The organism is Neobacillus vireti (assembly GCF_036962465.1).
Taxonomy (GTDB): Bacteria; Bacillota; Bacilli; order Bacillales; family Cytobacillaceae; genus Neobacillus; species Neobacillus vireti_B.
Map to the genome: position 1 here is coordinate 42,098 of NZ_JBALNF010000011.1, position 26,091 is coordinate 68,188.

Sequence of the window (26,091 nt, forward strand, 5' to 3'; positions counted from 1 at the left end):
GGAGATGTAAGAATGAATAAATCAGCCCTGAAGACCTTTGCGACAAGTGCCAGAAAGGAACTCCTGAAAAAAGTCGAAGCAAAGGCAATGAAAATTGGAATTACCGAAGACACAATAAAAAAAGCAGACGTTGAAAGCTCGGATGCCATCTTTATAGATGGCAGGCAGCTTTTAAAAGAAGAGAAAATTCAAAGGGATAAGTTAATTTCTCGTATTAATCAAATTGGGTTTAAACAGGTAATGGAGGAAGTTGCTTATACTTGGTTTAACCGTTTTACAGCATTACGTTTCATGGAAGTAAATGATTACTTACCATCTGGAGTAAGGGTATTATCTTCCTCAAATCCAAATAGTGCTGATCCGGACATGATAAATGAGGCATTGGAATTGGATTTAGAGGTTGAATTGGATAAAGAGCATATCTATAATCTGAAATTAAACAATGAAACAGAAGAACTGTTCAAGTATCTAATTATTAAGCACTGTAACGATTTAAATAGGTTCTTACCATTTATGTTTAAAACTATTGATGATTATACGGAGATTCTTTTTCCAGAAGGATTGTTAGCAAAGGACTCCTTTATTCGCCAAATGATTGATATTGATTTCATTCCAGCGGACAATTGGCAAAAGGTTGAAGTTATTGGTTGGTTGTATCAATATTATATTGCCGAAGAAAAAGATCGAGTAATACAAGCCAAAAAGAAATATAAAACAGAAGAAATCCCATTTGCAACTCAACTCTTTACTCCTGATTGGATTGTTCGTTATATGGTTCAAAACTCATTAGGTCGTTATTGGGTGGAATCACATCCTGAACACCGAGATCTATTAGGGAATTGGGAATTCTATCTTGAGAACCCAAATCCAGAACCAGATTTTGAGGAGAAACTGGCTCCTTACATTAATAAAGAACTTAAAGTAGAGGATATCAAGTGTTTTGATCCTGCAATGGGTAGTGGACATATTCTTGTCTATATGTTCGATGTTCTGTACGAAATATACAGCAAGTGTGGATATATGGAAAGAGAAATACCAAGGTTAATTATAGAGAAAAACCTCTATGGTTTAGATATAGATGATCGAGCTTATCAACTTGCTTGTTTTTCTGTTGTTATGAAGGCATTAGAGTATAATAGTCGATTCTTTAGAAGTATCGAAAGAGAGGGCCTGACTTTAAATTTAGCGTCATTTAAAGAAACAAACGAATTATCGAATGAAGATATTGAGTATTTGGCAGGAGAAAATATAGGCGGAAGTTTTGATAGGATGAAGAGCTTTCTTGAACAATTTAAAAATGCAAAGTCTATCGGTTCATTAATAAAAATCGAGAAATTAGATAAGGAGTTTATCAAGAATAGAATACAGCAGATAAATGATACATCTTCTGTGGATTTATTTGAGCATGAGATTAGGGAAAGAACGCAAGGATTATTAGATAATCTATTAAAGCAAGCAATAATTATAGAGCAAAAATATGACGTACTTATTACAAATCCGCCTTATTTAGCCAACAAATATTTAAACAATGAAGCATCAGACTATTTGGCAAAAAATTATTCAGAAGTAAAGGCAGATATGTTTTCAGCTTTTATTGAAAACAGCTTTTATTCTACAAAAAGACATGGCCTTATAGGTTTTATGACTCCTTTTGTATGGATGTTTATTTTATCCTATGAAAAGTTACGTCAAAACATAATAAATAACAAGTCTATAAGTAGTTTGGTGCAGTTAGAATATTCAGGATTCAATGAAGCAACTGTGCCTATATGTACCTTTACAATGCGTAATTATCATAGTTCTATAAAAGGAGAATATATTAGACTCTCTGATTTTAGAGGTGCTGAGAATCAACCTAAAAAAACTTTAGAAGCAGTTCAAAATCCAGAAGTTTCGTATCGCTATTCATTTGACCTTAATGATTTCAGTAAAATCCCAGGAAATCCGATTGCATACTGGGTAAGCGATAGAATAATAAATATTTTTCAGAATGCTAACAGATTAGATGATATTGTGAATCCTAAAAAGGGATTAACTACTGCTAATGATGCAGTTTATGTAAGGCTCTGGACTGAGGTATCTACTAATAATTTGGATTTTAATTGTTATAGTAATGAACAAGTAAAAATAAGTAACAAAAAATGGTTTCCTCTTAACAAAGGAGGAGAATATCGTAAATGGTATGGCAATAATGAATATGTTGTAAATTGGGGAAAAGATGGAAGTGAATTGAAAAATTATAAAAATGCAGTAATTAGGAATTCAGATTATTATTTTAAAGAATGTATTACTTGGAATGATATTACTTCTAAAAAAGTTTCATTTAGATATAAGAAAGCAGGGCAGATTTTTAATGATGCTGGGCCCAGTATATTTGGGAATTTAGACGATCTGATATATTTACTTGGATTTGGGAATAGTATTGTTTCTGAGGAAATATGTAAACTCATAGCACCAACAATCCATTATGGAGTAGGACAAATTGCAAAGCTACCAATAATAATAAACGAAGAATTTAAAGAAAAAGTCTTGGAATTGACATATCAAAACATTAGTATCTCCAAAACTGATTGGGATAGCTTTGAAACAAGTTGGGATTTTGAGTGCAACCCTCTTGTACGTAGGTATAGAGAAGGAATAATTCTACAAGATGCGTTTAATGAATGGAAGAATTTTACCGATGATCAGTTTGAACTGCTTAAAAATAATGAGGAAGAGTTGAATAGAATATTTATTAATATTTATGGTTTACAAAATGATTATAAACCAGAAGTTAATCATGAAGACTTAACAATTCGAAATGCTGATTTAGAGCGTGATATAAGGGCTTTCATTTCTTATTCTGTTGGCTGTATGTTTGGTCGGTATTCTTTAGATAAGGATGGTCTAATATATGCAGGTGGAGAGTTCGAGCATAATAAATATGAACTATTCAAAGCAGATAAAGACAATATACTCCCTGTATTACCAGGTACTTATTTTGAAGATGATATTGTTTCAAGGTTCATTGAATTTGTTCAAGTAACATTTGGTGAAGGAAATTTGTTCAAAAATCTTGAATTTATTGCAGATATACTTGGGAAGAAAAAAGGTGAGACCGCAAAAGAAACAATTAGACGTTATTTCTTAAATGATTTCTTCAAGGATCATGTTAAAACATATCAAAAGCGTCCGATTTACTGGTTATTTACTTCTGGTAAACAGAAGGCATTTAACTGCCTAATTTATATGCACCGATATGACAAGACAACTTTATCTCGTATTCGTACTGATTATCTCCACGAATACCAAATTAGGCTTGACGCTGAGAAGAAGGATCTATTAAGCATAATTGAAGGCGATTATTCAACAAAAGAGATTAGTAATGCTAAGAAGGAACTAAAGGTATTAGACAAGAAGATAGAAGAACTAAAAGAGTACGATGAATTGTTGCATCACATGGCTGATATGCAAATCGAAATTGATTTGGATGAAGGTGTAGTGCAAAATTATGAAATGTTTAAAGGTCTTGTAGCAAAAATATAAGCAGTCATGAGGATATATCAGTGATGACTGGTGTATCCTTGTTTTATGGAGTTTATTGTAGAGGGGTGAGTGGACTTGAATTTAGAACAGGTGATTGCCACATTAACAGCCACATTTAATGAATCGCTTAATGATGGTGAACAAAGAAAGATTGTTTTTTGGTTGGATAAGGATAGGGAATTTGTTGAGGAAATCCAACAAGTATTTCTCGATAAGGTAAAGATTCATCAGCTAACGGAAAAGAACAACTTCTACACAAAATATCTGCTTGAAGAGGAAGATACGACATCCCATTACCTTATCTATACCAACGATGATTTGAGTGGGGAAGAAAATTGGCTTATGGATACGGTTTACTATTCAAAGACGTTTTATGCAGATAAGATATCTTTGTTGTTAAGCGACTTGGGAATTGATCCATCCTTGCGAGCGATTGTGAAGAAGTATGAGAAATTTTTCAACAAAAAGAATACACATAGATTTAAGTCCTATGGGATTCAGGTCTATTCGGAAGAGATCATTGATATCGCCATCATGAGTGTTTTGTGTAATTTAAAAACACCTGATTTTGAAGAAGTGCTAAAAACAGTATTAAAGGAAAGCCTTTCAGAAGAAGAAAATAAGTACATAACTTCAATGGTGAAGTATTTTGATATTAATGTGTTTTGGAAGTACGTCTCTTATTTATATGACTACGATAGGGAAAACAAGACTCTAAAGACTCTTTTTATGCATCTAACTCTTACTGCACTTAGTCATTCGGTTGAGGAGTCAATGCTTACAAACGTAAAGAGTTTTATTGCCGAAAGAAACAAGTCAAATTCCTTAGTATTTATTGATCATTGGATGCACCACAAGGTAGACTATGCGATCTACAATGAATTGGCAGAAATGATAGAGCAAGAGTTACAATTATCGGATCTTGTTCGCCAACTTCCGATTGAATCGTTTAAGAAGGCAGATACGTTCCCTTATTTCGATAAAGCTATCATCATTTATATTGCAAATAGTCTTGAAGCATTGCACGAAGACTATGAGGAATACACCAAACTCATTAATCTCAGAAGAGTGAGACATTTTTACGAAAGATACCAATACATCTTTGATGCGTTATTCTACACAGTGAAGATGTACGAGTTCCATAAGAAATACAGCTCAGGCATTCCAAAAGCATCAGCGATTGATATTTGGAAGAACTATGTGAACGAGTATCACTCCATGGATACATATTATCGTAAGTTTTATGTGGCATTCGATAATGAGCCAAATAGTGAGATTTTGAAGAAGTTAAAAACAATGGTAGAAAACCTCTATACTAATTGGTATATGGGAGATTTAAGCTCACATTGGTCTATGGCTGTAGAAACGGATATGAAAGATCAGTGGGTTCTTCCAGGGATTACAAATCAGCAGGGATTTTATAAGCAATATGTTGCTCCAAAAGTGTATAAGGGTGAACGGACTTTTGTCATTGTTTCAGATGCTTTAAGATACGAAGTCGGAGTAGAGATAGTGGAGAAGCTGAATGCAGAAACGTTAGGTGCGTGTGAGATCGAACCAATCCTTAGTGTTCTTCCTTCTGTTACAAAACTCGGCATGGCTTCTTTGTTACCGCACAAGGTTTTAGATATCGATGAAAACGTAAGGGTTTTGGTTGATGGAAAGTCATCAAGTGGTCTGGATAATCGGAAGGCAATCATTGAATCTACAGTTGCAGATAGTGTTGGCATCCATGCACAAGAAGTGTTTGCCATGAACAAAGCAGGCAGAAGAGAGCATTTTAAAGGGAAAAAGTTGATTTACATTTACCATGATACAATCGATGCCATGGGGGACAAAGCATCTACTGAAATCTATACGTTTAATGCGGTTGAAAAGGCGATCGATGAAATCTCCACACTTATAAAAATCATTCGAGATGATTTGTCTGGAACAAACATCTTAATAACAGCTGATCATGGATTTGTCTATCAAAGAGAGCCGTTAGTAGAAAGTGATAAAATTGAAAAAGAGGATATCCAGGCTATAGAATTGAAAAGAAGATACATTCTTTCAAAGGAAAATAGACAGATGGATGGGATTCTCAACATAAATATGGATTCTATCATTAAAAATGATCATCAACTAAGGGTTCATGTTCCGAAATCAACCATCCGTTTTAAGATACAGGGTTCTGGTGTGAATTTTGTTCATGGGGGAGCAAGTCTACAGGAAGTTGTTGTTCCTTTAATCAATTACAAAAATATTCGCAAGGGACAAGCTAACAGCAGAGAAATTGTTAAAGTGGATATCAAGTTGACAAGCTCTTTACGTAAAATTACGAATAGCTTATTCCATCTTTCTTTCTTCCAAACGGAAAAAGTAGAAGATAAGGTTGTTCCGAGAACGGTATTAGTTTTTATGGCAGATGGAAATGATACGGTTATTTCAAATGAAGAGACAATCATCGGTGATCGAACATCTGAAAACCCTGAAGAACGGACATTTAAACTACGATTTGCCCTAAAAACGACGACATATGATAAAAACAAGTATTATTACCTAACCATAAAAGACATAGAGACTGGTGTAGTCCTGGAAAAGATGCCGTTTAACATTAATTTGGGTATTGTCAGCGACTTCGATTTCTAAAGTAAGGGAGGGAGTCCTTTGGAAAACATGAATGAAGTGAATGTGATTGAATTAGATAAAAAGCTAAATTCAGTATTTGCAGGCCGTGTGGTTAGAAAAGATCTTACAAAGCTCATTAAAGAAGGTGCTAACGTACCTATTTATGTACTTGAATACTTATTAGGTATGTATGCGGCCACTGATGATGATGAAAGTATCAAAGAAGGTGTGGCAAGGGTTAAGAAAATCCTTTCAGAAAACTTTGTAAGACCAGATGAGGCAGAAAAGATTAAAAGTAAGATTAGAGAGATAGGTCAGTATTCCATAATTGATAAGGTGTCAGTCCGATTAAATCCAAAGAAAGACACATATGAAGCGGAGTTCTCTAACTTAGGTCTAAAGGATGTGCCGATTTCAAGCAACTACGTTAAGGAATATGACAAGCTCTTGGCTGGTGGAATTTGGTGTATGTTAAAAATGGACTACTATTATGATGAAGAGCAAAAGAATATGAGTCCATTTAGCATCAGCAATCTAAAACCTATTCAAATGCCGAATATGGATCTTAACGAAATCATTGAGGGGAGAAAGGAATTTACCAAGGATGAATGGATTGATATACTTGTCCGATCTACTGGTATGGAGCCTACTCAACTAAATGATCGTGTTAAATGGCATTTACTTCTTCGCCTCGTACCGCTTGTAGAAAATAACTACAATATGTGCGAACTCGGCCCAAGAGGAACAGGAAAGTCACATGTATATAAGGAGATTTCGCCAAACTCCATCTTAGTGTCTGGTGGACAAACTACTGTAGCTAATCTGTTTTACAATATGTCTTCAAGAACAGTTGGTCTTGTAGGGATGTGGGATACGGTAGCATTCGATGAAGTTGCTGGAATCAGGTTCAAGGATAAAGACGGAATTCAGATAATGAAAGACTTTATGGCAAGTGGCTCCTTTGCCAGAGGAAAAGAAGAGAAAACGGCATCTGCTTCTATGGTTTTTGTCGGAAATATTAATCAAAGTGTTGATTCTTTAATCAAAACATCACACTTATTTGCACCATTTCCTGAAGAGATGAATAACGATTCTGCTTTCTTTGATCGGATGCACTACTACCTTCCAGGATGGGAAATTCCAAAGATGCGACCAGACTTCTTCACAGATCGTTATGGGTTCATTGTCGATTATTTAGCTGAGTATTTTAGAGAAATGAGAAAGAGATCCTTCGGTGATTCTATTGACCAGTTTTTTAAACTCGGAAATAATTTGAATCAGCGTGATGTTATCGCTGTAAGAAAAACAGTTTCAGGTTTTATGAAGCTGTTATATCCACATGGAGAATACACAAGAGAAGACGTTGAAGAAGTTCTTCAATATGCTCTTGAAGGTCGTAGACGTGTAAAAGAACAACTAAAGAAGATCGGTGGCATGGAATTCTACGATGTTATGTTCTCTTATATAGATAGGGAAACATTGCAAGAGGAATATGTATCTGTTCCTGAGCAGGGTGGAGGCAAATTGATTCCTGAAGGCATGGGCAAACCAGGACACGTTTACACAGTCGGTGTGGGTGAATCTGGAATGATTGGAGTCTTTAAATTGGAAAACCAGGTTGTATCTGGCTCTGGGAAATTTGAAAAGTCGGGAGTTGGGTCTAATCGATCCGTTAAAGAAAGTTTAGATACAGCTTACCGATACTTTACTGCTAACAGTAAGAGTATCAGCGGTTCAATAGTAATCAAAACAAAAGACTACCTCATGCATATTGCAGATCTACGAGGTATTGGTTTAACTCCACAATTAGCGATTGCTGAATTAATTGGATTGTGTTCCGGAGCATTAGAAAAGCCTGTACAAGAAAGCACCGTTATTTTAGGAAATATGACTGTTGGAGGAACAATTGAAAAGGTAGAGGAACTTGCGAACGTTTTACAAGTTTGCCTGGATGCGGGGGCTAAAAAAGTATTAATTCCAGCATCATCAGTAGTGGATTTTCAAACAGTTCCAGCGGATTTGTTAATTAAAGTTCAACCAATATTCTTTTCGGATCCGATTGATGCGGTGTATAAAGCGTTGGGTGTTGGTTAATTACTCAAATTCTTCTAATTTTATACAATAGATATACAACCCTGCCCTAGCAATAAGTTATAATTATTATTGCTAGGGCTTTTTTATGGGGTGAATGGAGGGAAGACATTTTAATGCTAAAAAAGGATTTAGAAAAGCCAATGTGGCTTACAGGTAGTATTAGTATTGATCATGAAAATTTGGAAGTTTATTTTATTGATAAAAAAAGCAATACTAATATTTTGCTTACAGATGGTATGAAACTTATGTTTAAGGGTATGTCAGATGGAGAATATAAGAACAAAGATTCAATTGGATATTTCCGAGATTCCTCAGAAACTATGGATGTAACTGAAGTAGAAAAAATTAATTATGTTTACCTCAAAAAATCTATTGAACCAAACTTCAAGGAATTTCTCGCAAACTACATTGATTCAGATATATTAAGTTTTCTCGAAGGAGAGCTAAAAAAATATGAAGTAACATTGTATGATTGTACTACTTTTAAACTCTATGAGGATCATACTAAAGTAGGATTCATTAATGGTACTAATTTAATTCAATTTGAGTCAGAAATAACATTTGGCTATTGTTTTTTAATACATAAATTTAGAATAAATAAAAGTTTAGGATTATCAATCGTTAATGAATTTGAATTTATATCTGAGACGGGAGATAAACAAAAATATATAAAAGAAATTAAGTTGCCTGTTGAAGAAGTGTTATCTGAGGAAGAAGAATTGGAAAGGCAATTTCTTGAGTATTACGAAAGTAAATTTAACCAACAAAAAGATTAGGAGGAAATGGAAGTGTATCAACCGGAACCCCAGTCAATAACCTTTTCTACTTTAATTCATGAAATTGATAAAGGAATAATAAAAATACCACAATTTCAACGGGACTTTGTGTGGTCTATTGATCAATCGGCAAAATTAATTGACAGTATTATTAAGGGATACCCGATCGGAACGTTTATTCTTTGGGAATCTCAAGAAAAGCTCAGATCGGTACGAAATATAGGTGGAGCAAATTTACCTGATACCCCTACAGGATCTATGGTTCAGTATGTTTTAGATGGCCAGCAGCGTATGACCAGTTTGTATGCTAGTTTAAAAGGTTTAAAAGTAAAAAGAGATAAAGGATTGGATGATTTCTCAGCCATTTATGTAGATTTAGTTGCTAATGAGGATGATCCAATCATTATTACATCTATTGAAGAACGGGATCCATCGGAAGTAATTTCATTACGAAATTTGCTCAATGGAGGTATTTCTGTATTAGCTGCATATCCTGCAACCATGTATCAAAAATTAGAAGACTATAAAAACCGTTTATATACATATCGTTTCTCAACTATTCTACTTAGAGGTGCCTCAATTGACGTTGCAACTGAAGTATTTACGCGTCTAAATGTTGGTGGAAAAAGTTTAACTGTATTTGAGATTATGGTTGCCAAAACATATGATGCGGAACTAGAGTTTGATTTAGCAGAAAAGTTTGAAGGGCTGATTGAGACGCTAGAACAGGTCGGTTATGAGACAATTTCAGATAGTACGGTTTTGCAAACAATTTCTATTTTACTTGTAGGAGAATGTGCAAGAAAAAATATATTAAAATTAGATAAACAAGCATTAATTAGCATTTGGGATGAAGCAGTTGATGCAATTGAAAAGGCAGTTGAATATTTTAGAAATTATTATCGTATACCTGTTTCGAAAATACTACCATATAATGCTTTGATAGTGCCATTTTCATACTTCTTTTACCACCATCCAGTTAAACCAGTAAACGAAATGAGGAAGCATTTGGACGACTTCTTCTGGCGTGTTTCATTATCAGAACGTTATTCAAGTGGTGTTGAAACAAAATTAGCTCAGGATATTAAAAGGGTTGATCAAATACTTAAAGGTAGACTACCAAACTATGATTTTCAACCGGATACAAGTAAAGAAAACATTATCAATAACGGTGGGTTTAGTGCAAATCGGAGCTTTATTAAAGCAATATTGTGTCTTATGGCGTATCAGGAACCAAAATCATTTAATGACAATTCAATTGTAAGAATTAATAATGATTGGCTAAAGCAAGCAAATAGTCGAAATTACCATCACTTCTTCCCGCGTGCTTATCTAAAAAATCGTGGTGAGAATGAATTTTATATTAATCATATAGTAAATATCACAATCGTCGATGACTTCTTAAATAAGAATAGAATTCGTGCACAAGCACCTTCTAAATACATGAAAACTTTTGAGAAAGAGAACAAAGAACTTGATAAAGTAATGAAAACACACCTTATAGATGACCTGGATGCTTTTGGTATTTGGAAAGATGATTACGACGTTTTCTTCGATCAACGTGCGGAGAAAATCAGTCAAGAACTTACTAAAAGGATTATTCCACAAAAGGTGGGAATTCAGAAGCCGTAATATTTACCCACTTAATAAAGTTAATAGTTTGATTGAAGCTTGACGAATTTATTGTAACGGTAAATAAGGCCTGCTACTAAAGGATTTAAGTTAAATGATAGAATAAATTTGGATAAAATGTAGAGGTGCATTATGGAAAGTTTATTAAACACAAGTGGATCAATCTGGAGGAAATGGGATTTACATATACATACGCCAGAGTCAGTTTTGCATAGTGAGTATTCAGGGAATTGGGATCTATACTTGGAAACCTTGGAAAACCTCACAGATTTTAGTGTAATTGGAATAACTGACTATTTTTCAATAGAAGGATATAAAAAAATAAAAAAATTTAGAGAAGATGGTAGAGTTCAAAATATAGATCTAATAATACCAAATATTGAACTTAGGTTAGATAAAACAACACATAGAGGAAAACCGATAAACATCCATATCCTCTTTGACCCTGAAATAGATCCAGAAGATATAGAAAGCTATTTTCTAGGTGAGCTCGAATTTAAATATCAAGACGCAATATATAAGTGTGTTAGAAGAGATTTAATTGGCTTAGGTGAAATCTTTTTAAATGAAGAGTATTCTGAGGAAAAAGCACTAAGATCGGGAATGAAACAGTTCAAAGTTTCTATTGAAATGATAGACAAAGTATTAAAAAAGCATCGAAGTAAATTCCATAATAAATATTTAATAGTTGTTCCAAATAGTAATGTCGATGGAAATTCAGGGCTTAGAGATGACTCTTTTTTAGCAGTAAGAAGACAAATATATCATTTTTCAGACATGATTTTTAGTAGTAATCCAAGAGATCGTGAATTTTTTCTTGGTGAGACAGACATGGAAAAAACTATTGAACAGTGTGGAAAAATAATGCCATGTATTCACGGTTCGGACGCACACTCTTTTGAAAAAATCGGTAGTCCGGATGACGATAGATTTACCTGGATTAAATCAGAACCAACTTTTGAAGGGTTAAAACAAATTGTTCACGAACCTAAAAGCAGAGTAATTATACAAACTCAAAATCCAGACCAGAAAAATGACTACGATGTAATTTCTTCTATTAGTTTCCAATCAGATACTAATGTTTTCAGTAAAAGGGAAATACAATTAAATCCTGGTTTAAACACAATTATTGGTGGAAAGTCATCTGGTAAATCTTTATTATTATATAAAATTGCTCAGTCAATTTCTAAGCAAGAAATTGAAGTCAGAGAAAAAGAAGAACTATGGCGAAACCCATATACAAACACATTTATTGAAGAGACAGAATTTGAAGTGAAATGGAGGAATGGTTCAACAACTAAAAACAATTCTGATGAACAAATTGGAAAAGTTACCTATATTCCTCAAATGTATATTAATTCATTGTCGGAAGATACGGCTAACGATGTTTTACAAGAAAAAATAATTTCTATTCTGCTACAAAACTCAGAGAATAGTACTTTTATGGATGAAAAAAAGGATGAACTAAATCATAACAAACGGAAAAAAACTGAAGCAATCACAAATTTATTCGAATACCTCGAAAACAAAAACGAAATATTATTGGATATAGATAAAATAGGAGATGAACGTTCGGTTCAACTTGAAATAACTAAATTAGAAGCAGATATAAAAGAAAAAATAGCTTTATCTGAATTGAATGATGATGATGAAAAATATATAGAAGAAAAAGAAGAATTAAAAAGTGAACTTCAGAAAGATTTAGAATCAATAAATTTTAAAAGCATTTACACACAAAAGGCTGAAAAGAGATTGGACATCATTTATGATCAAGTAAATGAAAACATTAAACAAATTGATCAAATAGATGAGGATTTGGCAGTTATTTTTGAACAATTACGTCAAGAAATTAGTGAATCATTTATAAAAGCACATCTAAATATGCAGAAAAGACTAAGTAGGTTAGATGGTTATAAAGTGGAAGTTGATGAAAAAGTATCACTAATACAAGATTTACTAGACCCGTTAATTAAAAAAGCAAAAAATAGAGAAGAAATACAGCATTTAAGAAGTAAACTTGAGATACAGAAAAAATCTTTAACCCAAATATTAAAAAAAAGAGATAAATTAAATAGTATCGATAGTCAAATTGAGTCAATTATAAATGGTTTAATAGGTTTTGAGGAAGAATCTCTAAGAATAAATAGGAGTATTTTAGAACACTTCAATAATTCGGATTATTTAAATGATATAAAGATAAATACAAAGATTACCTTTAAAGATGAATTTTTTGAAGAGAATTTTCTAAGTAAGTTTGTAAGACGAGGAAGAATGAGTAATACTTTTCCCCGGTGTGATGATAATGATGTTTTTTCAACCGATGGTTTCTTTATTTTTGATGAGGAAAACTTTATTGATAAAATTAAATTTCTACTCTTATCAATCTTACAAAATGATGAAAGTAAATTAAAAAAAGGATATTCAAAGAAACAAGCCATTCAAGCATTATTTGAAAACTATATAGAAGTAATATTCGATTTAAAAAAAGATAATGATTCTTTATCGGAGATGTCACCTGGGAAACGAGGTTTAGTTTTAATAGAATTATTTTTGAATATAAGTGATGAGAGCCACCCTATTCTTATTGATCAACCAGAAGATAATTTAGATAATAGAACGATTACCACTGATTTAGTTAAATTTATTCGTGATAAAAGTTTAAATCGTCAAATAATAATTGTAACCCATAATGCAAATCTTGTGGTTTTGACAGATAGTGAAAATGTAATAGTGGCTAACCAAGATCCCCAGCTAATTCAAAATGAACACCATCGATTTGAATATATTAATGGTGCTCTTGAATGTGATTTTAATACAAGGGATAATACAAAAATTAGTTCAAAGGGAATTAGATCCCATGTCTGCGAAATTCTAGAGGGTGGCGTGGATGCTTTTTCTCAAAGGGAGAAAAAATATGGTTTTTCAAGTTGAAATTAAATAAAAATCAATATGAAGAGACATTTAAATTTAAGTGATTTTTCCTCTAAGGAAAACTTTTACAGAAGATAATCATATATTCAATGAAATTTAAATGTAAAAATAAAAAATATTCTGGTCACCAAACTTGTCACACACTGAGATACTGAGGCATTGTTAATTGTTTGTGAGATTTGTAAGTATGGGCAATTAGTTTCAGTGGATTAATATTATTGGATTTTAACTTACCAATCAAGAAAGTACACCATGAAAAATACTAAAATAAACAATATTCAAGGGGTGATTTTCATGGTAAGGAAATTTCCAGAGCGAATATCTGCACGAATGATACGTATTTTAAATCAGAAAAAAGTTTTTCTCATCCGTCAACATACAAATATAAAGTTCGGTACGTCTGCTTTTATAATAGGCACTGTTATTATGACCAACCCTGGCTCTTTTGATTTTAAGAATTCTAAGGGATGGGACGACTTCAAAAATGGAAAAGGTCACCTCGAAGTTTTTGACGCTGAAGATTATGCAGACCTTACTATACAAAATATAATTGAAGTAATCAGAGAAGGTTATAAATCTGCAAATCTTGGTACTCCAGATGGTATAGTTCAAATTTTTAACATATCCAATGTGGTTCAAAGTAAAGGTGAAAAAGCGGAAGATTATCATAAAAAGGTAAAAATGCTTATAGAAAAAAGTAATGAGTTCGATCAAAACCTAATAACGGATCCTGTTACTAATAATGAGCAAGCTTTTATAGATACTTGTATATCATCGCAATTTGTAATTATGGGATTTGTGGATAAAGTTTTTTCTAATAATGTTTCTGATATAATCAAATGGTCACGGCCACTTTCAGATAGATTAATAGTAGCTATAGATGACAAAAATCGATATTCTCATCCAAGACGTTGGAGAACAGAAAAACACTTGAAAGAGCTTGCTATTAAGAGAATGTCGCAGGTACTAGCTAGACAACTTCCTTATTAAGATAGGAAATTAAAGGCTTATTTTTGTTTTTGAATAATTTGAGAGGATGTTATTTATGGTAGATTCTAGCCAATTGGATATAGCTGATAGATTAACTAAATTTCGTATTGAATTCGATATACAACATCAGCGTTTAATTTCTATTTATGGATGGGATTCAGGAGAGGATATAAGATTAACTGGATTAAGCAAAGTAGCAAATTCATTAGATTTTGCAAGAACGGGTCTTTACCTTGGTCGTGCTAGGTATTATAAAAGGATTCCAGAAAGAAGTTTATTACCAGATCAAAAGTTAGAAAAGGATGAGAAGAATAAAGTCAAAAAGAGTATTTTAAATCAATTTCATCATGGAATAAAAAGAGGCCTTTTTCTTTCATTGCATATGTCAATAGAGAGTACGATTAGAGTCATAGCTAGAGCATTAGGATTAGAGAAAGATAGTTTTTATGATACATATAAAGAATTATTGAATAATTTGAACCCAACGAAAAAAAATGAGTACATGAATCTTTTAGATGTAATTAGAAATATTCGTAATTCGATTCATAGTAATGGGGTCTATGGTAATGCTACTAAGAATATTACTTATGGTAGGATAACGTATAACTTTACATCAGGTAACCTAGTTCAACTAAAATGGTCATATATTGATGAATTTTTATTAGGAATTTTGGAAATGTTAGTTACTATTGCTGAGCACCCTACTGTTGTAACTCTATCTAGATCAGATATGAAAGATCCATCTGCCTCTACTTAAACTCATAAACATTAGGGAGAACCCAATTTGTTATTTATTAATTGGGCTTGGGTATCTCCCTTTATAAATTAATTTTATCCTATCCAACGTTACGGTGAACTCTATCATAAGTAAATGTAAATTCTAATATTTAAACCAAATAAAATGTGGATTTGCAGGGGGATACTTTCTAAGCTTTAAATTAAAAATTAGTTTATACTCAGTCTCTGATAAATTTAAGCCTATTATTACTTACACTATCCCTGTGATAGTTTTTTTTGTACCAACTTTTATGAAGGCAAACATTAATGAGAAAATTAGAATTAAATGTATTGAATGTTAAAGTTGAATGAAGAGTGAATCTACTAGAGTTGTGAATGAGGTTTATTTGAATGGATATTTAAGTTACAAGAATGAATGTATATAATACTTTTTCCCCGAGTATATGATCTTCAAAATAGTAAAAAAGTTGGTTAATAGAGTGATTGTTTGCTAAGATTATGGAGGAATAATTTAGCAAAAGTTTAGAATTTCTTTTATGGATGGTATTATAGCAAGTCTGTAAAGAGAATGGGATTAAGATGAAGAAATGATTAGTTGTGCTGATGTAATTGTAAAAAGGATTGATAAGGATGAATGAGATTGAGTACGCAAAAAAGATTGAGCAAATTTTAACAAGTGACCATGTGACGCGAAATTATTTTCAAAACTTTACGATTGATCTTCAATCTCGACTAGAGAGGTGGCAAGATCAGACGATTCGCATTGGATTAATTGGCGTCACCAGCAGCGGAAAATCGACGCTGTTGAATGCGTTATTAGGTGATAATATTTTACCGACTGCTGTTCGACCAAGCTCGGGATCGATTATTATTTGCTCAAAGGGCCCGACAACGAGCGCAGAAATCGTTTTTGAGAATGGGCGCAATGAGAAGGTTGGAGAGCAACATGTGGCTGCTGTGCTAAAAAAATATGGAGACGAAGCAGAAAATACTAATAATCGTTACCGCGTGAAGGAAATTCATCTACAATCGAAAAATTTTGTATTGCAGAAAGAAGTGCAAATTATTGATAGTCCAGGTCTTGATGCATATGGATTGGAGCGACATGAGGAACTAACCCTGTCGACGCTCCTTCCGACGATCGACTTGTGTTTATACGTTGTTACATTAAAGACCAATTCAGACGATACGACGCATCGCATTTTAGATCAAATTTATCAACAGCATAAGCCGATGATTATCGTCCAAAATATGCTAGATTCAATTGAGCCAAAACTAGGAAAAAACGGCCGAATTGAAAAAACGCGTGAACAAATTGCAGAAGAGCACTTTAATCGCACTAAGCGAATATTGGACACAATTGATCCAAAATTACATGAACTTGTGCAAATTGTACAGGTGTCGGCGAAAAGAGCTGTAGATGGTCGTCGTCAAGGGTCAAAAGAAAAGGTAAAGGAATCGCAGATTGAGAACTTAGTTCACATGATTCAGTCGTATCGTGAAAAGATTGGGCCACAGCTGTTCCGCACGAGAGGGAATGGATTGAAAAGCTTGATAGATGCGATTGTGAAAGAAGAGGAGAAACTGTCCGGAAATAAAGAGACATTTGATCGAGAAATTCAACAACTCGAGCAAGAATTGGAGGAGCAACTGTCATCGTTGGACAAATCGCGTGAAGGTGTTCGGAGTAAAAAGAATGAGCTGGAATCAACCCTCGATCGCTTTCAACGTGAAGTGGCCTCTTACCAACGTCGTATTGATGGATTAAGCAAAAGCGATTTAGTGGAAGCTAAGTCCATTTTGAGTGACATGAAATCTAAGTCAAGTCAGGTAGAGGAACAATTTTTATCGTCAATGAAAACGATGAATCTCGATGTGACATCGTTTTTATCAACATTAGGGTTTGATTTATCGGAGATGATTCGCTCGATTTCCAGTAGGTCGTCTAGCACGTTAAGTCGACAATATTTTGATTTAAAGTCAACAACGGAAACAAAATCAAGACAGGTCAAGTCGAGTGGTGCTTTTGGTGGAGCAAAACGTTTTTTTGGTTCAATCTTTAAAAAAGATTGGGGTTATGAGACGGTCTATGACAAAGTCGAAGTGTTAGATAAAACGGCTATTAAACGTAACTTACAAGATTTTGAGCAAAACTTTAGTCAAGCATTGTCGCAAAAATTGCAAGAATGGGAACTGCAATTGCAACGAGCTATGACTGAGATGCAGAATATACAGAAGCAAAAACGAGCGGCGTTGCAAGATAAGAAAAAGTACCGTGATGAACTAAAGAATATTGAATTGATTATTCAACAGCTTCAGGAGTTGCGAAATTCGCTCGATAGTAATTTGAAAAAAAATGATCGAATTATTCAGAAGCATGCATTAAAAATGAGGAATGAAAAAGCGATTGTTCTTTCAGGCAAGATGGTCAAAGTAGAAGTTAATGCTGAGACGTATCATTTGTATGAGATGAGCCGAACAATTTTACAAACGCTTTTTTCAAAATGTTTGGAGCATGTTGAGCAATTAAATAGTAAGAATCAATCGCACCAGCTAACAATCGTGTTAGGGTGGGATGATTTGTCGTTGGCTCAGTTTATGCAGAGGTACTTTCAAATGCCGCTCACCAACGCTGAACAAGTTCAATTGGTGAAGGATGGTTTACTTGTAAAAGGAAACTGTCGGATCGTGTATGAGATGCGGCTTTCAGAACAGAACCGCCAACAACTGAAGCAAATAATGGAAAAAGGTCAGTTTAATATGTATGTGCTGGTTAATATCGTGCAAGCTGGACAGGCGAAATCGCAGCTGATGAGAAGTCATGTGTTAAAGGTTCCACAAGCTCGACAATCCGTGTGTAACTTAGTAACACAGTCGTTTAAGGAATTTATCGAAAATGGGGCGTACGATGAGGCAGTAGAGTTGTTAGATGACATGAAGCACCTACCTTTATTCCAACGAGGAGAAATCATCATTAATGATTCGAGTCCGCTTTTTACAATCATGCATCTACAGCTAGATCATTCGAATGCTGTTGTTCATGATTCAACACAGTTGACGAAGTATATTCAGAACAAGCTGCCCTTTTTAATTGAATCGGGAAGAATGTCTTATGCATATAACCAATATTTAAATGCGATCATGAAGAGGACAGGAGTGAAGTTAAATGGGGAAGTCGTTAATCATCGAAATTGATGAAGCAACAAAAGGGATTATGGAGGATTTACAGTCAAGCATTACTGCGAATGTCAAAGAAGGAGTAGCAACCGGCCTTACGCACATGATAGAAGATCAGCAGCATCATCTAGTATCGCTTCAAACAGTTCTAGCTACAAAACTATCGTCGTTGGAAGATGAGGTTTCTAATTCGAAAAAACCGCTATCACGTCTAACTCGTGACGTTGAAGATACCCTTCGCGTCGTGACATCGTTTCAAGCGTCAGTAAACACCAAGCTTGAGCAAGTGGAGCAGGTACAGGAGCGTCATTTAAATGAGATGAACGTCAAAATCCAAGATGTTTTTCATAAAGCACTTATCAATCAGCAAGAGTCAACTGATGAGTGTCTCACTCGTTTTCAGCAAGAAACGAAAAAAGCGAACGATATTCTTACAAATGAAGTGTCTAGTATTAAAGAAAGCTTTCAACGATTGTTTGAAGACGTGACTGTGATAATTCATCAGCAATTCGACTCCTTGCAGAAGCAGCAGCAGGAGATGGGGCAGCAAGTTTCTAAGCTTCAATCTGTGCAATTATCATTTGAACAGTTATTACATGAGCAAAAGGAGCAGTTTGTGTCGATGAACGATGAGCTCGTTCAGGCGTCAATGAGGATACTTGAAGAGCAGCAAGACCGTTTTCATAAACAATTGTCAGCAATAGATGCAACTCGTGAAGATCTGGTTAGTGTAACGATTGACGCCCACAAAGCTCAGTTTGCAGCAATTCAGCAGGAGCAGCAGTTGGTTGTTGAGCAAGTAGCAGCTACGATGGCACAAATAAACAATGAGCTCCTCCAAAAAGTAACAGACCCAGCACCTTTCGAGCAATTATCGCAATTCATTGATCAAAAGACGACGTCTATATTGAATGATTTAAATCAGCAACCGTTGGTACAAAAACTTGAAGACATTCAAAAGCAGCTGGACTTTATCCGCTTACCATTTCATAAAAAATGGTTTTCGAGAAAGGGTGGGGAGAAGTAATGGTAGTAAGTACAATATTACAAGAGCCACGTGTAATAGATATTTTTAACCGAGTTTTACCTTCACAAAAGAATGGCTCGGAGCCATCTTATATTGAAGTATTGATGCACAAAATTCTAAACAATGACACTCAGGAGTTTTACGTCCCAGTTCTTGGTATTCAAGGGACAGGGAAAAGTAGCTTTTTAAATGCGTTATTAATGGATGAGCTAATTTTACCTGTAGATGCCGATGAAACGACGTGTGTGCCGGTAGAGGTTCGGTATGGTAAAAAAGGAGAGCCCATAACGGTACATTTTGATCAAAAACCACCGGTAAGAATAACCGATCCTAAACAGCTAGAACAGTATGTACATAATGATTACAATCCAGGAAATGAAAAAGGTGTAACATCAATTCAAGTGTTTAAAGACCATCCTCTTCTTCAAAACGGCGTTGTGTTTGTAGATTTACCGGGTGTTGGTAGCCTAACGGCACAAAATATAAAGACGACGATGGATTATATTGAAAAGCTATCTGCGGCAATTTTTATGCTTCGTACTGTGCCACCGATTACGAAGCAGGAGGCAAACTTTTTAAAAGCTGTATGGCCAAAACTGGCGAAGGCCTGGTTTATTCAAAATCAGTGGAACGATGAGTCACAAGATGAAGTTAAGGATGGAAAAGCTCATAATATTCGGGTGCTTGAAGATATTCGTAATGCTCATCAAATGAATCATCCAATTGATGTACGCATCATTAACGTATACTCAGCATTAAAGGGGCAGTTGACAAATGACAACCAGCTCCGCAAGAAATCTGGTTTAGCGGAGTTTGAGGCATTGTTGTCCACAGTTTCGTCATCGTGGTCGACTATGCTACAGCGGGAATTGAAGGAGCTAATGATTAAAGCGTTCACGGATGTACAACATGCGTTACAAAAGGAGATTGGGCTATATAGTAAGAAGCCAGAGGAGCACTATGAATCGCTTCGACGTGAGGAAGAAGAACTAGAACAAGTAATAGACGAAAATAATAAAATTCTTCGGGCGTTGGAACAAATGGTTGTAGAGCAAGAGCAATCCATTTCTACAACAATCCTTCAGCTCGTACGACAAGGGAAAGAGAGTTTGCGAGCAGATATGCAACGCATTGTCAATGCGAATGTAGTTGATGGTGAACGGTTAACAAAGGCGTTTGAAGATTGTCAGCGTGATGTGACGGACGATGTTATCGAGGCTTATATTGATATTCTGACAGAATTTAAAATGAATGTCGAAGAGAGATTTAATCATTTACAAGTGAGAGATGCTGATGGTTCATTTGATGTTTTTGAGAAATTTTCAAAAGAGGAGAAAATTAAGCTTGAAAAAGGCTTGCCAACATTATTATCTTTAGGTGCAGGAGCGGCAGTGTTATTACTGGCGTCAAATCCGGTTGGTTGGGCTGCATTAGGTGTGACATTATTGGCTACTACTGTTGCAGGATGGTTTGGAAAGAAAGTGAAAGAAGTGACCCAGGAGTCAAGACAGCGTCAAACGATGGAACAATTGCAGGAGCCGATAAACAGTTTCTCCAATAGGCTTGAGCAGTCATTACTTAGTCAATTTAATGAATTCGTTAATTCCATCCGAGCAACGGCAAAAAAAATCAAAAATGAGCAGAATCAACAATTAGAGGCAGCCTATGATGAGCAACGTCGTATTCGTTTTATGGAAATAGAAGAATATGATGCGAAGCTCCGCCAACTTGAGGACGATTTAGCTTATATTCAGTCGCTGGGGGTGAATGTTTAATGTCATTGCAGCAATCGATGGATATGATATTACCGATTATTGAGAAAACAGATGATCCTTCATTACGTTCAATGTTTGATTTACTTCAGGAGCGTATTGATTATCCTGAAAGCTTTGTAACGCTTCTTGGTGAGACTAGCTCAGGTAAATCTTCCTTAATTAATGGTCTACTTGGTGAACAAGTCTTGCATGTTGCTTCTAAACCGACGACAGGGACGATTGTCGAGTTATATGAATATGACGTCGAGAATGAGATTACACAGTACGCATTGTTAAAGAATGCACGTTTACGTCGGCTGACAAAAGAACAGTTTCATGATCAGTCGATTCAACCTTCTGAGGATGTTTCACGACTACGTTTGAATATACCAAAGATGCCGCGAGATTTACAGGGGATGCGACTATTTGATACTCCTGGATATGGGTCAATCCATCGAGAGCATGAGGAAGTGCTAAAGGAGTTCATTCCAAATAGTGACGTCATCATTTATGTTGTGAATTATCGAGTCGGCATTGGTGAAAATGACGCGGAGTTTTTACAGTATATTGGCAAATTTTTACAAGATGATATTCGCTTCTTATTAGTTATTAATCGAGCACCTGAGGGAACTGACGCTACCAACGTCAGGGTAAAGGAAATTATTCGATATGCTAACGACTTATTGCATGCTGATTTAGATTGCTTTATCGTCAATAGTATCCCGGGTGATGGAGTGAAGCTACCAGATGCAAATGATTTGTGGGAAGCAGTACGAAAGGAAGTACAATCCGATAAACGGAAGCAGTTAATTGAGGCAGTATTACGGAATTATCAAATCCAGCTGTTGCAGGAGACAGAGTATTATTGGCAGCAAAGGATGGCTCTTTCAAAGGCAAGTGATGAGGAAATTCAGGCTGTTCAGAATGCGATTGGTGAGCTGCAGGACAAGAAACATCTGGCTAATAACCTTATTAATGAGACGTTTAATCGTCTAAAAAAGTTTATTCCGAAATATTTTGCAGATGCACGTCTAAAAATGGACGAATCTATTGCATCAGAGATTAATAATGCGAATAAATGGACTTCTGCGGAAGAATGTACAGGCTATATCGAAGTGCACGTTATGCCTCGATATGAAAAGTTAGTGCGAAAACATATTATGTATTCGATTGAACGTGAGTTAACGTTATTGAATGAACAGTTAGAGGAGCTTATAAATGAAGCGATAGTTAATTTTGAGACACGCATCGATATTATTTGTAACCATTTTGAGCCAATTGTAGTGGGAATTGGCCGAAAAATTGCTCACCGTGCAACGGATGGTGCGTTGAAGACGTTTTTAGCTCGATATGGCGGTCGAGGTGGAGCGGGAGCTGGAGTCGCTAATTTAGCAAAAAAGGGTTTGAAATATGCTGGAAAAATGGTTGGCAAAACGTTTTCACGAGAAACACATAATGCCGTTGCTAGCTTTTTAAAAAAAATTGGGGCGACCTCAACACGTAATTTATCAATAGCAGTTAGTGTGTTTATAGAAGGTGTGTTTTATGTCATTGAGGCGAACCGCTGGCAAAGAAGACTCGTAGAGGATGTAAAAAAAGGAACGAAGAAGTGGGAAGAAGATACTGTCATAACGGTACTAAAGGACTTAGAAGAATTGAGAGATATAAATCATCAAAATATGAATGAGAATTTTGATGATTATTTAAATATGTTGAATTCTGAACACGTTCATGTGGCTAGTGAAGTGGATCTTTCAACTGTCGAGAATATGATTCATGATATTCAGCAATTGTATCAATATATTGAACAAGAAAAGGTGATAGTATGACAAAAAGACCGCAACGCTTGCAAATAGAAGAACCAGTTTACACTGGTGAAATTATTACTCCTGTTCAAAAAAAACAAGATCGTGAGCTTGAATTAAAGAAAATGGAACAAGATTATGCACTTCAATCACGAAAGCTAGAAATTGCTTCGGATGTAGTAGAAATTGGGAAGAAAATCGTCTATATAATTGGAATTCGAGAGAGCAGCGCGGCGAAGGTGAAGGAAATTGATGCAAATATTCGTCAGCTTGAAGCGATGACTGCACATGAAGTAGCCATTCGCCAGCAGGATCGAAATAAATTAGAGACGAAAGGAAAAATCGTCAAGGAATTATTAGCTGAATTGACGCCAGTGCTTATAAGCCATCATCTATCTACTGAAGATCGAAAAGCTGCTATCGAGCTATTTGATAATGCCATTGAGAAGGTGCTTAAGCATGAATCATCTTGAAGTCGTTAAGCATGTACTTGATTTGGTACTTGCAAACGAAATAGTTAAAGCTAATGAGCTCCTACAAAAAAAACATCAGGAATTGAAGCAACAACTCGTTCAAGGTGTTCGAAATGAGATTTCTGAAATTATTAAAATGATGAATCGAATTGATATGGAGCTTATGCAATTTCGACTAAAGAAATCGCAGCTTGAACGTTTGTGTCCTAACGCAACCATGCACAGCCTAGACCTATATATAGACGGACTCCAGCAACAACGAAAGAAGCTCGCTCTTGAAAAATCAAGTATGACAAAGAGGTATTAAATATCTTAAACTGCTTTTATATATTGATAATTTATACTTTTAATTGCGGATCTCTACATTCGTTACATACCGAGCAATAAATACGGTGAAATTCACAGTTACGGGATAAAAACTAATAATTTTATAGTATGTCATATATTTTTAGCCGTTTTCATAAACTCCTCATGTAAAACTATTTGTTTTAAGGAGGGGAAGTATGAAAAAAACAGAATTGAAAGATTTAAAAGAGATTAAATGTACAAATTGCAATGGATTAGGAAAGATTAGGTCATTTTTTGATGAAGTATCATATGATAGGGAAGATGATAAAGCACCTTCTGCATATTTAGGACAAGCTAGATCCTTTAATAAGGGATTCACTGAAGAAATAAAGTGTACTATTTGTGATGGTGAAGGGTATTTGTTAATACCAATTTATAAATAATTTTGGTCACCAAACTGGTCACGCACTAAGAAAAACATCAAAATACACGAGGGTATAAAAAATAATTAAGTAGTCCCCAAACCCTTGAAACGAGTAGGTTTGGGGATACTTTGAGAAATCAATGGAAACACGCAATTCTGAATTGACAGGGTTGAGGTCGGGGGTTCGAACCCCTCACAGGTCATAACTAGCCCTAACATCTAAGTGATGTTAGGGCTTTTTTGTTGTTGCCTTTACTTGAGAATACACTTTATTATTCGTAAAACAAGAACATATGTTTTATAATATAATTGAATACGATTAAGGGGGACTAATCAGGTGAAAAGAGTTTGGGCTTATTATCGCGTGTCGACAAGATGTCAAGTCCTTCATCATGATACTACTCTCCAACAAAAAGCTTGTTTAAACTATGTTTCAAACTTTCGGGATTGGAAACTTGAAAGAGAGATTGAGGAACTAGCTGTATCAGGTTACGGTGTAAAACAACACTTATGCACATCCTAACTTATCAAAATCATTATCAATTATCGTATTCATTTCCGATATTTTTACTTATTCAAACCCTGACAGGGATTTATTACGCATTCATTACTAGAAATAATAGTAGAAAGCAAACTCAAGATCAAATGAAATAATACCTCGATTCAAAAAACCTTTGAATTCCATTCAAAGGTTTTTTCTATAACACCAACTATGATTGTACCTTGGGGGTATCAATTTTGTTTCTTCCAATTACTTTTTTAATCAAAGTTAAAATAAACAATAGGAGAGGGATACCGGTTTGTAGCGGTAAATGAAGATAAATCGGTACCCACTTTAATCCGACGGCAATATGTTCAGTGAAATTTTCTGCCATTTTCACGGAAGCAATTAAAATTACACAACTAAGTAGTAAAATACAATAAATTCTTGGCTTTTTCCTAGTAAGATGAAATAAATCCTGAATGCCTAAAAAGCCTGCGTAATAAAAAATTGAAATTTTTATAAATACCCCTAAAATTAATGTAGCTACAACGATAATATCCAATCTCTGAATAAAGTTCGCAATATTTACCTTTGAAATGGTTTGAAGCAATGGAAATTGAGATTGTGCAGCAGTATTTGCTCCTAGAATCGATATTTCTAAAGCGATTGTAAGGCTTAAAACAGCTCCACTAGCTAAAATCGCAAGGAGTCCAGTTCTCCAGCCTAATTTTGGTTTATTTAAAAAGGGAAGAATCATGGTAAAGCTAATCATTTCACCAAATGGAAAAGTATACGTCTGAGTATATACAGTAGTAATAATAGGTTTCAACCCATTCTCTAAAAATGGTGTTAAGTTCTCCGTTTTAATGATGTCAGAAAAAACAGTGGATGATATTCCAAGAACCCCGAGGAAAAGGATAATGATAAAAATCATTTCTCCCGTTCTTCCAATTACTTCGATTCCCATTAATACCCCGTATGTAATTAATAAGATCATTAAACCGTTTACCATGACTAAAGGAGTTTCAGATAAGGTAGTTGTGGTAAGTAAATCCCCAAAGTCCCGTAAAACCCTTGCAGCAATATATAAGAAATAACCAACATAGATCAGTGAAAGCGGAATTCCGATGTATTTCCCAACAATATTTTTTATATAACCAATAAGAGTGTGCCCAGGATATTGATAAAAGAGATAACTATAAATAAAAAATAATGGTATACTACTTGCCATGCCGAGTAAAATCGTCAACCAAGCGTCTTGTTTTACATCTAACCCTACCCCAACAACGATTGTGCTTCCAAGTTCAAACATAAACATGAGACTAAAGAGTTGAAAAGAGTTAATCTTCGCTGTCTCCATTTA

The 26,091-nt window shown here is 34.8% G+C and carries 17 protein-coding genes; 16 read left to right on the plus strand and 1 reads right to left on the minus strand.

Annotated features, from left to right (window positions below):
- Nucleotides 1–12: 12 nt before the first annotated feature.
- The 16 genes from pglX to V7077_RS04845 all read left to right on the plus strand — a co-directional run bounded on the left by pglX (nucleotide 13) and on the right by V7077_RS04845 (nucleotide 24,767).
- Nucleotides 13–3,525 carry a BREX-1 system adenine-specific DNA-methyltransferase PglX gene (pglX, locus tag V7077_RS04770; RefSeq protein WP_335498816.1) on the plus strand — a complete coding sequence of 1,171 codons (3,513 nt, stop codon included), beginning with the start codon at nucleotides 13–15 and terminating at the stop codon, nucleotides 3,523–3,525.
- A 69-nt stretch (nucleotides 3,526–3,594) separates the two neighbouring features.
- Nucleotides 3,595–6,156, plus strand: a complete 2,562-nt coding sequence (gene pglZ / locus V7077_RS04775; RefSeq protein WP_335498818.1) for a BREX-1 system phosphatase PglZ type A — start codon at nucleotides 3,595–3,597, stop codon at nucleotides 6,154–6,156.
- Between the two features lie 27 nt (nucleotides 6,157–6,183).
- Nucleotides 6,184–8,229 (plus strand): protease Lon-related BREX system protein BrxL, encoded by a 2,046-nt coding sequence (brxL, locus tag V7077_RS04780; RefSeq protein ID WP_335498920.1) that lies wholly within the window; start codon nucleotides 6,184–6,186, stop codon nucleotides 8,227–8,229.
- Between the two features lie 113 nt (nucleotides 8,230–8,342).
- Nucleotides 8,343–9,005 carry a hypothetical protein gene (locus V7077_RS04785; protein WP_335498820.1) on the plus strand — a complete coding sequence of 221 codons (663 nt, stop codon included), beginning with the start codon at nucleotides 8,343–8,345 and terminating at the stop codon, nucleotides 9,003–9,005.
- A gap of 12 nt (nucleotides 9,006–9,017) precedes the next feature.
- The gene (locus tag V7077_RS04790; protein ID WP_335498822.1) at nucleotides 9,018–10,637 is read left to right on the plus strand and encodes a GmrSD restriction endonuclease domain-containing protein; all 1,620 of its coding nucleotides are present in this window, start codon (nucleotides 9,018–9,020) and stop codon (nucleotides 10,635–10,637) included.
- A gap of 132 nt (nucleotides 10,638–10,769) precedes the next feature.
- Complete coding sequence (locus V7077_RS04795) at nucleotides 10,770–13,568, plus strand: TrlF family AAA-like ATPase (RefSeq protein ID WP_335498824.1); 2,799 nt, start codon at nucleotides 10,770–10,772, stop codon at nucleotides 13,566–13,568.
- Nucleotides 13,569–13,862: 294 nt separating this feature from the next.
- Nucleotides 13,863–14,558, plus strand: coding sequence for a hypothetical protein (locus V7077_RS04800; protein ID WP_335498826.1), 696 nt, complete (start codon nucleotides 13,863–13,865; stop codon nucleotides 14,556–14,558).
- A gap of 55 nt (nucleotides 14,559–14,613) precedes the next feature.
- Entirely contained in the window at nucleotides 14,614–15,315 is a 702-nt protein-coding gene (locus V7077_RS04805) for a hypothetical protein (RefSeq protein ID WP_335498828.1), read from the plus strand.
- Between the two features lie 611 nt (nucleotides 15,316–15,926).
- Nucleotides 15,927–18,491 carry a dynamin family protein gene (locus tag V7077_RS04810; RefSeq protein ID WP_335498830.1) on the plus strand — a complete coding sequence of 855 codons (2,565 nt, stop codon included), beginning with the start codon at nucleotides 15,927–15,929 and terminating at the stop codon, nucleotides 18,489–18,491.
- Nucleotides 18,463–19,500, plus strand: a complete 1,038-nt coding sequence (locus V7077_RS04815) for a hypothetical protein (protein WP_335498832.1) — start codon at nucleotides 18,463–18,465, stop codon at nucleotides 19,498–19,500. Before V7077_RS04810 ends, V7077_RS04815 begins: the two co-directional genes overlap by 29 nt.
- Nucleotides 19,500–21,275, plus strand: a complete 1,776-nt coding sequence (locus V7077_RS04820; protein ID WP_335498834.1) for a dynamin family protein — start codon at nucleotides 19,500–19,502, stop codon at nucleotides 21,273–21,275. The genes V7077_RS04815 and V7077_RS04820 overlap by 1 nt, the downstream gene beginning before the upstream one ends.
- Entirely contained in the window at nucleotides 21,275–23,083 is a 1,809-nt protein-coding gene (locus tag V7077_RS04825) for a dynamin family protein (RefSeq protein WP_335498836.1), read from the plus strand. The genes V7077_RS04820 and V7077_RS04825 overlap by 1 nt, the downstream gene beginning before the upstream one ends.
- Nucleotides 23,080–23,532 carry a hypothetical protein gene (locus V7077_RS04830; protein WP_335498838.1) on the plus strand — a complete coding sequence of 151 codons (453 nt, stop codon included), beginning with the start codon at nucleotides 23,080–23,082 and terminating at the stop codon, nucleotides 23,530–23,532. Before V7077_RS04825 ends, V7077_RS04830 begins: the two co-directional genes overlap by 4 nt.
- The gene (locus V7077_RS04835) at nucleotides 23,519–23,839 is read left to right on the plus strand and encodes a hypothetical protein (RefSeq protein ID WP_335498841.1); all 321 of its coding nucleotides are present in this window, start codon (nucleotides 23,519–23,521) and stop codon (nucleotides 23,837–23,839) included. Before V7077_RS04830 ends, V7077_RS04835 begins: the two co-directional genes overlap by 14 nt.
- A gap of 196 nt (nucleotides 23,840–24,035) precedes the next feature.
- Nucleotides 24,036–24,263, plus strand: coding sequence for a hypothetical protein (locus V7077_RS04840; RefSeq protein ID WP_335498843.1), 228 nt, complete (start codon nucleotides 24,036–24,038; stop codon nucleotides 24,261–24,263).
- A 318-nt stretch (nucleotides 24,264–24,581) separates the two neighbouring features.
- Nucleotides 24,582–24,767 carry a recombinase family protein gene (locus tag V7077_RS04845; protein WP_335498844.1) on the plus strand — a complete coding sequence of 62 codons (186 nt, stop codon included), beginning with the start codon at nucleotides 24,582–24,584 and terminating at the stop codon, nucleotides 24,765–24,767.
- A 187-nt stretch (nucleotides 24,768–24,954) separates the two neighbouring features.
- Here V7077_RS04845 and V7077_RS04850 read toward each other — a convergent pair whose 3' ends face one another.
- The gene (locus V7077_RS04850; RefSeq protein ID WP_335498846.1) at nucleotides 24,955–26,088 is read right to left on the minus strand and encodes a GerAB/ArcD/ProY family transporter; all 1,134 of its coding nucleotides are present in this window, start codon (nucleotides 26,086–26,088) and stop codon (nucleotides 24,955–24,957) included.
- Nucleotides 26,089–26,091: the final 3 nt, after the last annotated feature.